We start from the raw sequence: 15,027 nt of genomic DNA, 5'->3' as shown, positions 1-15,027 counted from the left end.
CATTAAATTCTTTGGTTTTTATGTTAGTTGATACTTTACCCTTTTTCGTCCGCTTCTGGTACAGAATATGGCTCTTCATTTGGAGATTCGTTAACCGAAACCACCAAAGGAGACTTGTGGTTAGTCATCTTAGCGATAAGACCACCCACACGCTGACGCATTTCACGACGGTCAACGATCATATCAATAGCACCGTGATCAAGTAGGAACTCACTACGCTGGAAACCTTCAGGAAGATCTTCACGTACAGTTTGCTCGATTACACGACGACCAGCAAAGCCAATGAGGGCCTTAGGTTCACCGATGTTGATATCACCCAACATAGCCAAACTTGCTGATACACCACCCATTGTAGGGTCAGTTAGAACAGAAATAAACGGCAGACCTTTTTCTGATAAACGCTCAAGCGCAGCACTGGTTTTTGCCATTTGCATAAGAGACATTAAAGCCTCTTGCATACGAGCACCACCACTTGCTGAGAAACAAACAAGCGCACAGTTATTTTCAATGGCTGCATCCACTGCTTTCACAAAGCGAGCACCAACGACTGAACCCATTGAACCACCCATAAAGGAGAATTCAAACGCACACGCCACAAGCGGCAGACCAAGCAATTCACCCTGCATCACAACTAGCGCATCTTTCTCACCGCTATTTTTTTGTGCAGCAGAGATACGCTCTTTGTATCGTTTAGAATCTTTAAATTTCAGTTTATCCTGTGGCTCAAGTTCAGAACCTAATTCAACTCGATTACCTTCATCTAAAAATGTTTCCAAACGACGACGCGCTTTCATACGCATGTGATGGTTACACTTTGGACAAACTTCTAAGTTACGCTCTAGTTCAGCATGGTATAAAACCTGTTCACAAGAGGTACATTTAGTCCACACACCTTCTGGGATAGAAGCTTTGCGTGAACTTACTAGATTGCTTTTCTCTAAAATCTTTTCAAGCCAACTCATGGAAGACCTTTTCTCTCAACTCTTCCGCTTCATTGCGAAAGATATAAATTCGACATAATACCGACGGATTAAACCATATCTTGCAGCTACTGTAGATAAAAAACTGGTTGTACCTATTTTTGATATCGTAAATAGCGTATGTTTTCCGTTCACATTCAATGTAAACACTACCGATATTTTGAAATAAGTTTGTAAAATTAGTTCAAATTATCTGGTAAAAACAGTGGACCGATCGGCACTTCAGGTAACCCAAACTCTTCTGGGTAGTCTACATCTACCAGGTACAGACCTTCCGCTTTCGCTGTCGCACCCGCTAGTTTGCGATCTTTGGCTTCTAATAACCACTTGATCCATTCAGGACTCTCTTCGCCACGTCCAACTTTTATCAAGCTACCCGTGATATTACGAACCATATGATGCACGAACGCATTAGCTTTAATATCAATAACCACATAGTTCCCATGGCGCGTAACGTTCAGATGCATCAAGTTTCGAAATGGGCTGCGAGACTGACAATGCGCCGCGCGAAACGACGTAAAATCATTTTCGCCAAGTAGGAACTGCCCTGCTTCATGCATTTTTTTCTCGTCGAGCTCACCATGATAGTGACTAACCCCCGAGTTTAGGATGCCTGGACGTAAAGCATGATTGAAAATAATGTAACGATAACGGCGAGCTGTCGCTGAGAATCTTGCATGGAAATCATCTGAAACTTCCTTAGCCCAACGAACCGCTATATCGCTTGGCATGTTCGCGTTTGCGCCCATGGTCCAAGCTACCATTTTTCGAGTAACGTTGGTATCAAAGTGCACAACTTGTCCCGTGCCATGCACGCCTGCGTCTGTCCGACCAGCACACTGAACTTCAACTGGATGATTAGCGACGACGGACAATGCTTTCTCTAGCTCTTCTTGGACACTTTTCACTTCTCTTTGGCGCTGCCAACCAAAGTAGTTTGTACCGTTGTACTCGATACCTAATGCGATTCTCATCTTAACCTTCGAACTCTAAAATGGGGCGGGAAGTATATACTCAAGTCACCTCAAGTTGCCAGTTTCACCAAGGGTGACATAAAGGTAGCATCCTACTAACGGGACACAAAAAGGGTAGCAAACGCTACCCTTTTGTTTCGGTTTATCGGCCATTAATGGCGTCAATCAGGCTTTTTGCTTCGCGGCGAATATCATCCTCACCGTAAACAATCGCCTCTTCTAGTAGTTTAATCGCCCCTTGAGAATCGTTCATCTCGAGATAGATTTTAGCCAAATCCAGTTTCCCAGCCGCTTCAGCATTGTTATCTACGTCAATATCGCCGATCTCGCCGATAACATCTGGAAACTCGTTCAATCCGACATCGAGCTTAAGGTCTTCTTCTTCGAACTCACCACCTTCTCTGTCGACCTGAGCCATCAATTCATCAATCGTCATAAATTGATTTTTCTTCGGGTCGAAGTCATCCAAGTCGCTTTGCTCTGCCCAGTTCTCTTGCGCGATCTCTGGCTGACTTAGTGCATCACTCGAATTCCAAACATCACGCTGGTCCTCAGGCACTTCTTCAGTAGAACTTACGTTATCAGCAGCGGGTTTAAAGCCATCCCAATCATCTCCAACATCAAGCATGGTTTCAAAATCCATACCTGCACTTGCGATGGTGTCACTGTCTAGTTTACCTTCAAATACTTCTGAGTTTGCGTCTTCCGCAAGAAGGTTAGCCATTGATGATTCATCATCCAAATTACTGAGCGGCTCACCCTCTGTCGCTGTTGGCTGCACTTCTGGGTCAGTATCAAAGCCGTTTTGCTGCGCAAATACTTCAAACAAAGCATCATGATCGTTATCGGCTTGAATAGCTGGTCTCGATGTCTCTGCTTCAACCTTAGGGCTCTCTGACGCACCCTCGTTCATTGACGCGAGAACATCTTCCTCATTGAACTCTGGAAGATCTTGGTCGTCAAAACTTAACTCTTCATCCTCACCGGAGATTGGTTCTATATCTGCAGTCTCAGAGCTCGGTAATTCTGGCTCTTCTTCCATCGACGCCAAGGCATCTTCTTCGCTGAACTCTGGCAAATCGAGCTCATCAAAATTGAACTCTTCTTCGGACTCAGTTGGCAAGTCGGCTTCAACTTGTTCTAGTTCAATGGACTCGGACGTTTCTAACTCCGGCTCATCCACCATAGACGCCAATGCGTCTTCTTCACTAAACTCAGGAAGATCCAGCTCATCAAAATTGAATTCATCTTCTGATTCAGCTGGCAAGTCGGCTTCAACCTGTTCTGGCTCAACGGACTCGGACGTTTTTAACTCCGGCTCATCCGCCATAGACGCCAATGCGTCTTCTTCACTAAACTCAGGAAGATCTAGCTCATCAAAATTGAATTCATCTTCTGATTCAGTTGGCAAGTCGGCTTCAACTTGTTCTGGTTCAACGGACTCGGACGTTTCTAACTCCGGCTCATCCGTCATAGACGCCAATGCGTCTTCTTCACTAAACTCAGGAAGATCCAGCTCATCAAAATTGAACTCTTCTTCGGACTCGGTTGGTAAGTCAGCTTCGACTTGCTCTGGTTTAACGGACTCGGACGTTTCTAACTCCGGCTCATCCGCCATAGACGCCAATGCGTCTTCTTCACTAAACTCAGGAAGATCCAGCTCGTCAAAATTGAATTCTTCTTCTGATTCAGTTGGTAAGCCTGCTTCAACTTGTTCTGACTCAACGGACTCGGACGTTTCTAACGCAGGTTCGCCAGCCATAGATGCTAGAGCATCTTCTTCGCTGAATTCTGGAAGATCTAGCTCGTCAAAATTGAATTCATCTTCTGAATCGTTGGTCGACTCAGTTTCCGGCTCCAATTCAGGTTCATCCAGTAGCCAATCTTCTTCTTGTGGAACACCGAATTCATTTTCTATTGTATTTGGTGTCGGCGTGAAGGCTGGAATGTCTTCCTCTTGCTCAACGTGAGGCTGTACCTCAGCATCGGACTCCACGGATGGTTCTTGTGTTGAATCAGTATCGGTAGCCTCTTGTTGTAGTGATGAAGCTTCCTCTATCTCCGTTTGTGTTTTTTCAACTTGCTGCGGTAAATCGTCTTCACTATCAAATAGAGCGTCAAGTTCAGCAGAAAAATCCGCTTTTTCTTGTTCTGTTGGCAGAAGTTCTTCACTGTCTGACTCAAATAGGTCGTCTAGCTCGCTCATTAAAGGATCATTCTCTGGTGAGAGGTCCTCTAAATCACCAAGAAATTCATCGCTGCTAAATGGCTCTGAGGCAGCCTCTGGCTCGGTTAATGGTTGATCTTCTACAGCTTGTTGCGTGTCTGGCTGGCTTTCACTTAATAAAGCGTCGATGTCCAACCCAGACTCAATGTCCTGATCTTCATGAGTTTGTTCTGACCCAACTACGGGAGATGGCTTTTCGTCGGCGTCTGGCTCACCAAAACCAAGTGATTTCAGTAACTCTTCCTCTTCCGATTTATTCTGCTCTGGGCTCTCGTCCTCTCGAATCAGATCATCAAACGGATCTAAATCAGCTTCAGTCTCTTCATCAAGTTCAGAGGTAACATCATCAATGAGTTCGTCCAGTAAGTCTGTGCTATCTGCGTCTAACTCTTCGATCGAGTCATCACCTTCAAAACCAGAGATTGCTTCTAGCTCGTTTAGTGGATCAAACTCGTCTGTGTCATCTTCATCAAAATCAATGAGTTCATCGAGTAGCTCTGTACTGTTTTCATCTAGAACAGGACCTTCATTGGCGTCAGCTTCTCGAACTTCCGATTCACTAGCCGGTTGTTCATACTGGGCCAATAGCTTATCGATATCGTCGTCAGATGCCTCTCCTACACTAAAGTCATCATCCGAAACGGGCTGTTTTAACTCAGGCTCATCAGTATCTAAATCGAAGTCATCGTTGCCAAGTTCAGCAAACAAGTCATCAAGCATATCCTGGTCGACAGTGTCACTTGGTAACTCTTCTGACGGCTCATCGGCTGCAAGTAACTCGGCAAATGCGTCGTCTGAAAGCGAGTCTGATTTCTCATTCACATCATCCGAAAGATCGAAGCCAGACTCATCGTCATCGAGCACTTCTAGTTCTGGAGCAACCTCATCTAAGGCTCGCTCCATTTCTTCTAAACCAAGCGCTTTTTCTTCGCCGTTGACTTGGATACCATTGTTCGATGACTCAAACTCATCCAGACCAACATCTAGGTCACCGTCATCGCCAATATCTGCAAATGGGTCATCGTCCCCTTCCAGATTGAAATCAAGTTCTTCATCGTCGAGGTTAGCAAAGACGTCTTCTTCTAAATCTGACTTCTCTTCTTGTAAAGACTGTGTGTTGATATCTTCATCTGCAAACAATTCATCATCAAGCGTGAGCTCTTCATCAAGCTCATCCGCCGCCGCTAAACCGATTGGCGCCGCAAGAGGATCAACGTTTTGCTGTTCCTGTGCAGCCGCATCTTCCTCTTTCGCTTTAGAGCGTCGACCAAGAAGCATAACAACTAGCAACGCAATCAAAGCACCAGGAATTAATGCCGCAAGACCAACAAGCCAACCATTCGACAAAATTTTGTCCATGGTGCTTGGTTGCATGCGTTGTTGTTCAGCAAGGCGCTGGCGTTCTTCAGCAAGCAGCTTCTCGACTTCCGAGCGAATGCGTTCTTCGTCATTCAGCTCGCTTTTCAAAGTTTCGACTTCGCTTTGCACTTCTGACAGCATCAATCGAAGACGATGATTCTTCTCTTCTAATGACTCTAATTCACTTTGTGAGCCTTGAAGTTTGTCCTTTAGCGCACTGACCTGCTTTTCACCCTGCGGAGAGGTGGTTACTGGTGGCGCAGGGATGACGGGTATTGTTTTCGGAGTTGGTTTTGGCTCCGTTGCTGCCACTGTCTCTGGCTTAGCCGCAGGCTTGGGTTCTACTTTAATTTGTGGCTTTGGTTGCTCGGTGACTCGTTGTGCTGGCGTCGCTCTATTTGTCGGCTTCGGCTGTTTTAACTTAGCTTCATGCGCCTTCATAATCGCAACAGCTTGCGCTGTGGTCGCGCTTTGCACTTGCTCTAGAGAAGGTACTCGTAGCCGACTACCTGGGATCAATTCATGAATGTTTTGGTTCTCAAACGCTTGAGGGTTAATTCGGTAAATGGCAAGAAGCGTTTGTTGAACGGTAACACCGCGTGAAGGTCGTAATTCTGAAGCGATCGACCATAGTGTTTGATTTTCACCAGTCGGACCAAAGAAACGTGACGGTTGAGTATTCGCAGGAGGAGCAGGTAATGCTCGCTCAATATCTTCAGCATAGCTCGGAGATGATTGCACTTCACCAGACGGTCCAACAAGACGAATTCCTTCGGCTTGAACCACTGATGATGTCTGAGTCGCGCTCATCAACACAAGGGCTGCTAACAAACGCTTATAATTTTGACGCATAGAAGGCTCAGTTTTGTGCTAGATACAATTTGAAATGGTGATCGGTTAAATATATCGGATATCGCATGCAAAACTATAGCGTTGAGAATAAAAAATGTGTGGCTCTCGCCATATTCGTACTAATCTCACACTATTTTGTTTCGTTCGTACAAAAAAGCCTCGCACTGTGCGAGGCTTTGAAATGAACTGTAAGCGACTTAGTAGTAATCGCGGATCAGAACTTCTGCGATTTGCACCGCGTTAGTTGCCGCGCCTTTACGCACGTTATCAGCAACAACCCACAGGTTTACTCCGCTATGATGGCTGATATCGTTACGGATACGACCAACCATTACATGGTCCTTACCGCCCGCATCGCGAACTTGTGTAGGGAAGTCTTCACCGTGGAACACTTCGATACCATCAGTTTGTTCAAGCAAGTTAACGACTTCTTGTGCATCGATAGGTGAACGAGTCTCAATGTGAAGTGCTTCTGCGTGACCGTAGAATACAGGAACACGTACACACGTTGGATTGACTGTGATTGATGGATCGTTAAAGATCTTCTGTGTTTCCCACACCATTTTCATTTCTTCTTTGGTGTAGCCGTTTTCCATCATCTGATCGATTTGTGGAATACAGTTAAACGCGATCTGTTGAGAGAATTGCTTCTTGTCTGCGGGCAGACCGTTTAGCAGCTTCGCCGTTTGACCTGCTAGCTCATCGATACCCGCTTTGCCTGCACCAGACACCGATTGGTAAGTTGATACGTTAATACGCTCAATGCCCACCGCATCGTGAATTGGTTTTAGTGCCACCAGCATTTGGATGGTTGAACAGTTCGGGTTCGCGATGATGTAACGGTTACGAAACTCTGCAATCGCTTCTGGGTTTACTTCTGGCACAACAAGAGGAATGTCGTACTCGTAACGGAAGTGTGATGTATTGTCGATAACAATCACGCCTTCATCAGCGGCAATTGGAGCCCACTTGGCTGATAGCTCACCACCAGCAGAAAACAGTGCGATATGCGCTTGAGACCAATCGAACTCTTCTACGTTTTGAACGCGTACCGTTTTACCATTGAAGCGGTAAGTCTTGCCTTCGCTGCGCTCACTCGCGAGTAGGAAGATTTCGCCTACTGGGAATTTGCGCTCTTGAAGCACATCCAAAATTGTTTCACCGACCGCACCGGTCGCACCTAAAATGGCAACATTATATTGCTGGCTCATTGACTTACCTCAATCTGAAAACCTAGTTCTGCTAATGGAGCAAGGTTACATGTTTTGTTACCCACTAGCGTGACAGCGCTGTATTCACGGCGATCCCAGTAGTTTTTACGCATCAGGTCAAAAGCGCCTGGCTTACTGATTTCACGGCGGAAAAGAGCGTCATCTCTACGCACATCATAGATTAACTGCGTGATGTTATGCAGTGTTGCTTCGTCCCAAGCTCTGTCCAATACCATAGTAGGAACAGGCGCGGTTGGCAGTAAATCGCTGGCATGCGCACGTAATTCGTTATTTAAGAACTCACAGTAGCTGTTGAAAATCATCGTTGTACCGCGAGCTTTCCCTTCCAAGCCGTAGCCTGCAACGTGAGGGGTTGCGAATGCTAGCAGAGGCAGAAGCTCCATATCAACCTCTGGTTCAAATTCAAATACGTCGAGTGCCGCTGTAAAGCCATCATTTTTCAAAAGACGTTGCTTCAAAGCAGCGTTGTCAACGATGGGACCTCGAGCCGCGTTAATCAAAATTTGATCGCTGCGGAGACCATTTAATACCTTCTCATCAATCAAATGATGCGTTGGGTATGGGCCATCTTTGGTGATTGGCGTATGTAGTGTAATGATGTCTGAGCTTTCAATCAGTTCTGTCAACGGAGTAAAGCTACGAGGATCACCAGCCTCTTGTTTGAATGGGTCATTGATGAGAACTTTAATACCCATGCCTTTCAAACATTTCTCTAGGTAGCTACCTACTTGGCCTGCACCAATAATACCTACCGTCTTGTCAAATACCGAGAAACCTTGTTGCTGAGCGAGCACCATCATCACGCTGAACGCGTATTCCGCCACACCCACTTTGTTACACCCTGGCGCCGCAGTGAAGAAAATGCCTTTCTCTTTTAAGAGTGCTTGGTCAACATGATCCATGCCTGCCGTGGCCGTACCAACAAACTTCAGCTTGTTTGCTTTGCTGATCAGGTCAGCATTCACTTTGGTGACTGAGCGAATCATTAGGGCATCAACATCCACTAAATCATCGGCGGTCAGTGTACGACCTGGTTTTAGAATTACGTTACCGAGTTGGCTGAATAGTTCTTCAGCATACGGCATATTTTCATCAACAATAATTTTCATAGCGCCAGCGTTCTAACATCCATTTGTAAGAGTTCGTTTATTCGCAAGATGCGAAACTAAAGCGATTGTGCCCTTTTCCCGAAAAATCTCAAGATATAACACCAATAAACCTCAAGGAGGTAACTCCTATAGAATCGATTGACGGGAAGCCTAGAGAAAAGCAGAAACAGAGAAAAGAAAAAGCCCGGCTAAATAGCCGGGCAAAGTTCCAGAACAAAAGGATCCTATCCCGCTCTCCATGGGATAGAGTCTGCGTCTGTTCGATCAGTGTGACTGATCAAGCTCTGGAAACTGGATTGTTGGCGTTTACAGTACTCTCGCAAGGCGCCAACAAATTCAGTTAACCTTGGTACTTTTTAATAACCAAAGTTGCGTTTGTGCCGCCAAAGCCAAAGCTGTTTGACATTACGGTCGTTAGCTCTGCATCACGAGCTTCTGTCACGATGTCCAGACCTTGTGCTGCTTCGTCCAAGTTTGAAATATTGATGCTTGGAGCAATGAAGTTTTTGTCTAGCATAAGTGTTGAGTAAATTGCTTCGTGCACGCCCGCTGCGCCGAGTGCGTGGCCAGTCATTGCTTTTGTTGCAGAGATTGCAGGGCTGTTCTCACCAAACAATTGTTGGATAGCACCAAGCTCTTTCACGTCACCAACTGGTGTCGATGTGCCGTGCGTGTTGATGTAATCCACACCATCAACGTCTTGCATCGCCATCTTCATACAACGAATTGCGCCTTCACCTGATGGCGCTACCATGTCGTAGCCATCTGATGTCGCACCGTAACCTACGATTTCACCGTAGATTTTCGCACCACGTGCCAGTGCGTGCTCTAGTTCTTCAATAACCAGCATGCCGCCGCCGCCCGAGATAACAAAACCGTCACGGTCTGCATCGTATGTACGAGATGCTTTGTCTGGCGTGTCATTGTATTTGGTTGACAGTGCGCCCATCGCATCAAACATCATAGTTTGAGACCAATCTAGCTCTTCGCCGCCACCAGCAAAAACAATATCTTGTTTGCCTAGTTGAATAAGCTCCATAGCATGGCCGATACAGTGTGCAGATGTTGCACATGCAGAGCTCATTGAGTAGTTCACGCCACGAATCTTAAATGGCGTAGCAAGACAAGCAGAAACAGTAGAAGACATAGTACGAGGAACCATGTAAGGACCAACTCGCTTTACGCCTTTGGCGCGCATCGTGTCTGTCGCTACCGTTTGATTGTATGCAGAAGCACCGCCAGAACCTGCAACGATACCGGTACGATCGTTTGAAACCTGCTCTTCTGTAAGACCAGCGTCTGCGATTGCCTGCTCCATTGATAGGTATGCATAAGCAGCCGCATCACCCATAAAGCGCATCTGCTTACGGTCGATGTGTTCCGCCGGGTTGATTTTTAGGTCACCCCATACTTGCGAACGAAGACCGTGTTCTTTGAACTGCTCAGATGCAGTGATGCCAGATTTGCCCGCTTTAAGAGACGCTAGAACTTCTTCGACGTTGTTACCGATACTTGAAACAATACCCATACCGGTGATTACGACTCGTTTCATTATGACATTCCTATAATTCAAAAATCCGCTAGATGATAACTAAGATAGTCAACAAAAGTGGTCAGCTTTCCCATAAATTCGTACAATCGCCCCATTCTTACCGCGCCAAATCACAAATTTGCACCATTATGACTTCAATAAAAAACGCAGAACTTGGTTGGAACGAAGCTGGTACTCCGGTTTCAGACCAATTTGATGATGTTTACTTCTCTAACGTAAACGGTCTTGAAGAGACACGCTACGTTTTCTTAAAACAAAATCATCTCCCAGAAAGATGGCAGGAATTTGACCAAAGACGTTTTGTCATTGGTGAAACAGGATTTGGCACGGGATTAAACTTCTTAGCAGTATGCCAGTGGTTTAGTGAGTTTCGTCGTCAGCATCCGGACGCAACATTGAAAGAGCTGCATTTTATTAGCTTTGAAAAATACCCATTAAGCAAAGCCGATTTAAAGAAGGCGCATGAAGCTTGGCCTGAGCTAGCTGAATACGCGGAAAAGTTACAAAAGCACTACCCTGCCGCTGTGCCGGAGTGTCATCGCATTGTTTTAGAAGACGGCGCAATCACACTCGACCTTTGGTTTGGTGACATTAAAGACTGCATGCCGCAAGTTCCATACAACGAACAAGGTTTGATTGATGCTTGGTTCTTAGATGGATTCGCGCCAAGCAAAAACCCAGAAATGTGGAACCAAGGCCTGTTCAACAACATGGCAAAGCTAGCCAAGCAAGATTGTACAGTTGCCACGTTTACCGCAGCAGGCTTTGTACGTCGTGGTTTGAACGAAGCTGGCTTTACAATGAAAAAGGTGAAAGGTTTCGGCACTAAGCGAGAAATGATCGCCGGCTCTATGGAGCAACGTGAAAAGCAATCGAACCATCTCCCTTGGTTCAATCGCTCAGCATCTAGCAATCTTGATTCGATTGCCATCATTGGTGGTGGTATAGCTAGCGCGGCGTTAGCGAAAACGTTAGTTCGTCGTGGCCAAAACGTCACCCTTTACTGTAAAGACAAACAACCAGCCAAAGGAGCTTCAGGCAATCGACAAGGAGCCGTTTATCCACTGCTTAATGGCCCGCATACGGGTGTTTCACGAGTGTTTGCTCCTGCATTTTTGTTCGCACGTCAGTTTGTTGAACAAGCAGCACAAGAGATCGATTTTGATCATGACTGGTGTGGCGTAACTCAGTTGATGTGGGATGACAAATCCACAGACAAACTGGAGAAAATGCTTGCGGGTAACTTCACTCCAGAGCTCATTCAAAAGCTGTCCGCCGAGGAAACTGCGAACACTATCGGGTTACCTATTGATATGGCGTCTGTGCACTACCCAATGGGAGGGTGGCTGTGCCCTGCCGAGTTAACTCGCGGGTTAATTAAACAATTGGAGAAGACGTCGTTACTCTCAACGAAGTTTGAACATCTTGTTGAGGCATTAGATTGGGATGAAAAGCGTCAGCTCTGGCTACTAACGGCGAGTGGTCAAACATTTGAGCACTCAACGGTTGTAATTGCGAACGGCCATGAGTTCCAGACATTGAGTCAAACCGCTTCCCTACCAATGGGACAAGTGAAAGGACAAGTCAGTCATGCGCCAGCAACCGAAACGCTGAGTCAGCTGAAAACGGTGTTGTGTTACGACGGTTACATGACACCTGTTAACCCAAGTAATCAACACTTGTGTATCGGTGCAAGCTACGACCGCAGTCACCTTGACTACGAATTTGATGAAAACGCCCAAAAAGATAATGCGGAAAAGCTAGTGAAATGTGTACCGAATCAAACATGGGCAAAAGAGGTAGATATCACTGGTAATCAATCTCGCCAAGGTATTCGTTGTGTTAGCCGAGATCACTTACCATTTGTCGGAAATGTGGGTGACTTTGAGACGATCAAAACGCAATACGCCAACTTACAAAATCAAAAAGAAGAAGAGGTAGAAACCATTCATCAGTACCCTAACCTATTCTGCTTCTTAGGTTTAGGATCTCGTGGACTGAGCTCTGCACCATTATTAGCTGAAGTGTTGGCCTCCCAGATCTGTGGGGACCCGCTGCCATTACCGGTTGATGTATTGAGCGAACTTCACCCAAGTCGAATGTGGGTTCGTAAACTAAGAAAAGGCAAAGCCATTACCGAGCTGTAAGAGTATTCTCTCGTTTTAATTCCCGACACAGATACGTGTCGGGAATCGCTAACTCATTAAGTCGCTCGTACTGAGATTACTTCAGCAGTGCAACTGCCTGTTTCACTTGCTCTGCCACTTCTGGGTTTACAACCTTACCCGATTCCACGTCAAAATTTTCGTAGAAGCTCGGCACAGATAACGACGCCTTTACATCCGCGCCAAAAAATTGTGCAGAACCTGTCGCCGCCGCAAGAACACTTTGTGCACCACCGGGACCTGGGGAAGTTGCTAAATAAACGACAGGTTTGTTTTGAAATACATTACGCTCAATGCGCGTCGCCCAATCGAACAAGTTTTTATAGGCCGCTGGGTACGAACCGTTGTGCTCTGCGAAGGAAACAACGAGAGCGTCAGCCTCCGCCAAGTCACGTAAAAACGCGACAGCCCCTTCAGCTTGACCTATTTCTTTCTCTTTGTCCTCGCTAAACATTGGCGCTTGATAATCGTTTAAGTCTAGAACATTCACTTGAGCGCCTTCGACTTGATTTGCTGCGTATGTAGCAAGTAGTTTGTTGATTGAGGTAGAGCTGGTAGATGCACCAAATGCGACAATTTTCATGGTTGTAATCCTTTGTTCACGTTTTATGCTGATCAGAATAAAAGTTGAACAGTTTCGCTACAACCACAAAAATTTTATGGAGAGGTTCGAATTTTTCGAAGTAGTAAATTACTAGGATTAAATAAAGGGAGAACGCTGCTTAGGGATTAAGCCTGAGCCTGGAGCTCTTGCCACAAATCACTGACAATCACGCGATCGGCCGGGCTTAACTCGGTACGCGCATTTTCTAAGCTGCTCTCAATGCGTGACTTCAGCTCAGTAATATCGCTAATCCCTTCTTCTTCACAAGACGCCGCGGATAAAGAGATGTGACCACGTAAATAACCACCAGCAAACAATTCATCGTCAGATGCTGTTTCAATTCGAGCATCAATCAGTTCCAGTAGTTTTTCTTCAAATTCAATAATCATGGTGTATCTCTGAGGTTATTAGTGGTTATTTAACGAAAAAGTCCGACGCTTCCAGTGGCTTAGTTTGATAAAATGCGCGCAGGGCATCAGAAAGCATTTTCACTCGCAAAGGCAAGCCAACGTCCAAAATACCTAGCACTTCTTTATGCACTTTTTTCATAAAGCCGAGCCTATCTGGTTCAAAATCGCCGTGTAGATTGTCACAACTCACCGTAAAAGGGAAGCCAGCGCTTTGTGCCAGAATCCATTCATAAGCTTGAGGTCGCACTTCAACTTTCTCAAACTCCGCTTGAACTTCTGCTGTTCGCCCATCGGGTTCATACCAATAGCCAAAATCTTCCAGCAAACGACGCTCTGGACCAGCCACACACCAATGCGAAATCTCGTGTAAAGCAGAGGCGTAAAAACCCCGAGCAAAAATAATCCGATGATGAGGGTGTTCATCATCAGCAGGAAGATAAATAGGCTCATCACCACCTAACTCTAATTTCGTATTAAATTGTTCTAAAAAGGTGTCATTAAAAATGGTGATTAAGTCTTGGTATTCGTGGGTCATCGTCGAGTTTGTACTTCAGTTTGACATGCGCTGCATATTGTCGCTGTTTTTAGCTATGAGGTAAAGGCAACCCCACATTTTTGGTTATTAGTTGAATTTATCTGAACATCGCTTTCTCCATACAATTTCTCATTCGTCAGCGTACTTATTTACCACTACACTCTCGCCTTATTTTGATGCCGTTCAAACCGCTATTTTTAAGCCGTTTGATTACAAGCATGTTGCTGGTTTTAATCACTTTTTAAGAGAGATAGAACCGTTTGTAAGTGTTGTTACTTCGCCTACGCTGATTCTCGTAGAACGTAGTGACTTTTTACGTTGAGTGTTTCCCTATGTTGCTAAGTGTGTTGTATATCATTGGTATCACGGCTGAAGCCATGACAGGTGCGTTAAGTGCTGGTAGAAGAAAGATGGACTGGTTTGGTGTTATGTTGGTGGCCAGCGCAACGGCCATTGGTGGTGGCACCGTACGTGACATTCTATTAGGCCACTACCCTCTTGGTTGGGTAAAAAACCCAGAGTTCCTTGCAATTACGTGTGTTGCAGGTGTGCTAACAACAGGTTTAGCGAAATGGGTGATTAAGCTGAAAGGTCTGTTCATTCGCCTCGATGCATTAGGTTTAATCGTGTTTAGTATCATCGGAACAAAAATTGCGATGGGCATGGGCTTGCACCCTGGTATTTGTATGGTTTCAGCGTTAGTAACTGGTGTATTCGGTGGGCTACTTCGCGACTTAATCTGTCGCCAAACACCATTGGTACTGCATGAAGAGCTTTACGCTTCTGTCGCTCTTATCGCATCAGGAATGTACTTAGCGCTATTAGAATTCAATGTTCCCGATGTCACTGCCACTATTATTACACTGGTTACTGGTTACATGTTGCGTATGGCTGCGGTACGCTTTAAGTGGCGTCTGCCTTCTTTCCATTTGGAAACCGAAGGCTCGATTCATTAAGCAAAAACTACTTAAACAAAAAAGGTTGCCTGATAAAATTGTGCCACCCGCGATTCAGTGAGTGGCATAATT

At 45.6% G+C, this 15,027-nt stretch carries 11 protein-coding genes; 2 read left to right on the top strand and 9 right to left on the bottom strand.

Annotation, left to right across the window (positions count from 1 at the left end; translation table 11 throughout):
• Nucleotides 1-35: 35 nt before the first annotated feature.
• The 6 genes from accD to fabB all read right to left on the bottom strand — a co-directional run bounded on the left by accD (nucleotide 36) and on the right by fabB (nucleotide 10,285).
• On the bottom strand, nucleotides 36-962 hold the full coding sequence (gene accD, locus R7M92_RS18140; RefSeq protein ID WP_005380583.1) for an acetyl-CoA carboxylase, carboxyltransferase subunit beta: 927 nt from the start codon (nucleotides 960-962) through the stop codon (nucleotides 36-38).
• Between the two features lie 197 nt (nucleotides 963-1,159).
• The gene (gene truA, locus R7M92_RS18135) at nucleotides 1,160-1,954 is read right to left on the bottom strand and encodes a tRNA pseudouridine(38-40) synthase TruA (protein ID WP_005380566.1); all 795 of its coding nucleotides are present in this window, start codon (nucleotides 1,952-1,954) and stop codon (nucleotides 1,160-1,162) included.
• Nucleotides 1,955-2,096: 142 nt separating this feature from the next.
• Nucleotides 2,097-6,392, bottom strand: coding sequence for a FimV/HubP family polar landmark protein (locus R7M92_RS18130; protein WP_258460710.1), 4,296 nt, complete (start codon nucleotides 6,390-6,392; stop codon nucleotides 2,097-2,099).
• A gap of 197 nt (nucleotides 6,393-6,589) precedes the next feature.
• Nucleotides 6,590-7,603, bottom strand: a complete 1,014-nt coding sequence (locus R7M92_RS18125; RefSeq protein WP_318133930.1) for an aspartate-semialdehyde dehydrogenase — start codon at nucleotides 7,601-7,603, stop codon at nucleotides 6,590-6,592.
• The gene (locus tag R7M92_RS18120; RefSeq protein WP_005380560.1) at nucleotides 7,600-8,733 is read right to left on the bottom strand and encodes a 4-phosphoerythronate dehydrogenase; all 1,134 of its coding nucleotides are present in this window, start codon (nucleotides 8,731-8,733) and stop codon (nucleotides 7,600-7,602) included. The genes R7M92_RS18125 and R7M92_RS18120 overlap by 4 nt, the downstream gene beginning before the upstream one ends.
• A 340-nt stretch (nucleotides 8,734-9,073) precedes the next feature.
• Nucleotides 9,074-10,285: a beta-ketoacyl-ACP synthase I gene (gene fabB, locus R7M92_RS18115; protein WP_005380557.1), complete on the bottom strand. Its 1,212-nt coding sequence runs from the start codon at nucleotides 10,283-10,285 to the stop codon at nucleotides 9,074-9,076.
• 128 nt (nucleotides 10,286-10,413) lie between these two features.
• Between fabB and mnmC the strand changes: the two genes are divergently transcribed.
• The gene (gene mnmC / locus R7M92_RS18110; protein WP_262606916.1) at nucleotides 10,414-12,432 is read left to right on the top strand and encodes a bifunctional tRNA (5-methylaminomethyl-2-thiouridine)(34)-methyltransferase MnmD/FAD-dependent 5-carboxymethylaminomethyl-2-thiouridine(34) oxidoreductase MnmC; all 2,019 of its coding nucleotides are present in this window, start codon (nucleotides 10,414-10,416) and stop codon (nucleotides 12,430-12,432) included.
• Between the two features lie 76 nt (nucleotides 12,433-12,508).
• Here the strand turns inward: mnmC and R7M92_RS18105 are convergent, their stop codons facing one another.
• The 3 genes from R7M92_RS18105 to R7M92_RS18095 form a co-directional block, all read right to left on the bottom strand.
• Nucleotides 12,509-13,033, bottom strand: coding sequence for an NADPH-dependent FMN reductase (locus tag R7M92_RS18105; protein WP_005380552.1), 525 nt, complete (start codon nucleotides 13,031-13,033; stop codon nucleotides 12,509-12,511).
• Between the two features lie 146 nt (nucleotides 13,034-13,179).
• Nucleotides 13,180-13,443, bottom strand: coding sequence for a YfcL family protein (locus tag R7M92_RS18100; RefSeq protein ID WP_017635933.1), 264 nt, complete (start codon nucleotides 13,441-13,443; stop codon nucleotides 13,180-13,182).
• Nucleotides 13,444-13,468: 25 nt separating this feature from the next.
• The gene (locus tag R7M92_RS18095; RefSeq protein WP_213897693.1) at nucleotides 13,469-13,999 is read right to left on the bottom strand and encodes an elongation factor P hydroxylase; all 531 of its coding nucleotides are present in this window, start codon (nucleotides 13,997-13,999) and stop codon (nucleotides 13,469-13,471) included.
• 332 nt (nucleotides 14,000-14,331) lie between these two features.
• On the opposite strand from R7M92_RS18095, the gene R7M92_RS18090 reads away from it, so the two are divergent.
• Nucleotides 14,332-14,955, top strand: a complete 624-nt coding sequence (locus R7M92_RS18090) for a trimeric intracellular cation channel family protein (RefSeq protein WP_005380544.1) — start codon at nucleotides 14,332-14,334, stop codon at nucleotides 14,953-14,955.
• Nucleotides 14,956-15,027: the final 72 nt, after the last annotated feature.

This window comes from Vibrio sp. Vb2880, assembly GCF_033337975.1.
Taxonomy (GTDB): domain Bacteria; phylum Pseudomonadota; class Gammaproteobacteria; order Enterobacterales; family Vibrionaceae; genus Vibrio; species Vibrio alginolyticus.
This window is presented reverse-complemented; position numbering and strand designations above follow the sequence as displayed.

What these genes read in the sequence shown, in the direction of transcription:
- accD (WP_005380583.1), bottom strand. Translation starts at nt 962, where the DNA reads ATGAGTTGGCTTGAAAAGATTTTAGAGAAAAGCAATCTAGTAAGTTCA.
- truA (WP_005380566.1), bottom strand. Translation starts at nt 1,954, where the DNA reads ATGAGAATCGCATTAGGTATCGAGTACAACGGTACAAACTACTTTGGT.
- R7M92_RS18130 (WP_258460710.1), bottom strand. Translation starts at nt 6,392, where the DNA reads ATGCGTCAAAATTATAAGCGTTTGTTAGCAGCCCTTGTGTTGATGAGC.
- R7M92_RS18125 (WP_318133930.1), bottom strand. Translation starts at nt 7,603, where the DNA reads ATGAGCCAGCAATATAATGTTGCCATTTTAGGTGCGACCGGTGCGGTC.
- R7M92_RS18120 (WP_005380560.1), bottom strand. Translation starts at nt 8,733, where the DNA reads ATGAAAATTATTGTTGATGAAAATATGCCGTATGCTGAAGAACTATTC.
- fabB (WP_005380557.1), bottom strand. Translation starts at nt 10,285, where the DNA reads ATGAAACGAGTCGTAATCACCGGTATGGGTATTGTTTCAAGTATCGGT.
- mnmC (WP_262606916.1), top strand. Translation starts at nt 10,414, where the DNA reads ATGACTTCAATAAAAAACGCAGAACTTGGTTGGAACGAAGCTGGTACT.
- R7M92_RS18105 (WP_005380552.1), bottom strand. Translation starts at nt 13,033, where the DNA reads ATGAAAATTGTCGCATTTGGTGCATCTACCAGCTCTACCTCAATCAAC.
- R7M92_RS18100 (WP_017635933.1), bottom strand. Translation starts at nt 13,443, where the DNA reads ATGATTATTGAATTTGAAGAAAAACTACTGGAACTGATTGATGCTCGA.
- R7M92_RS18095 (WP_213897693.1), bottom strand. Translation starts at nt 13,999, where the DNA reads ATGACCCACGAATACCAAGACTTAATCACCATTTTTAATGACACCTTT.
- R7M92_RS18090 (WP_005380544.1), top strand. Translation starts at nt 14,332, where the DNA reads ATGTTGCTAAGTGTGTTGTATATCATTGGTATCACGGCTGAAGCCATG.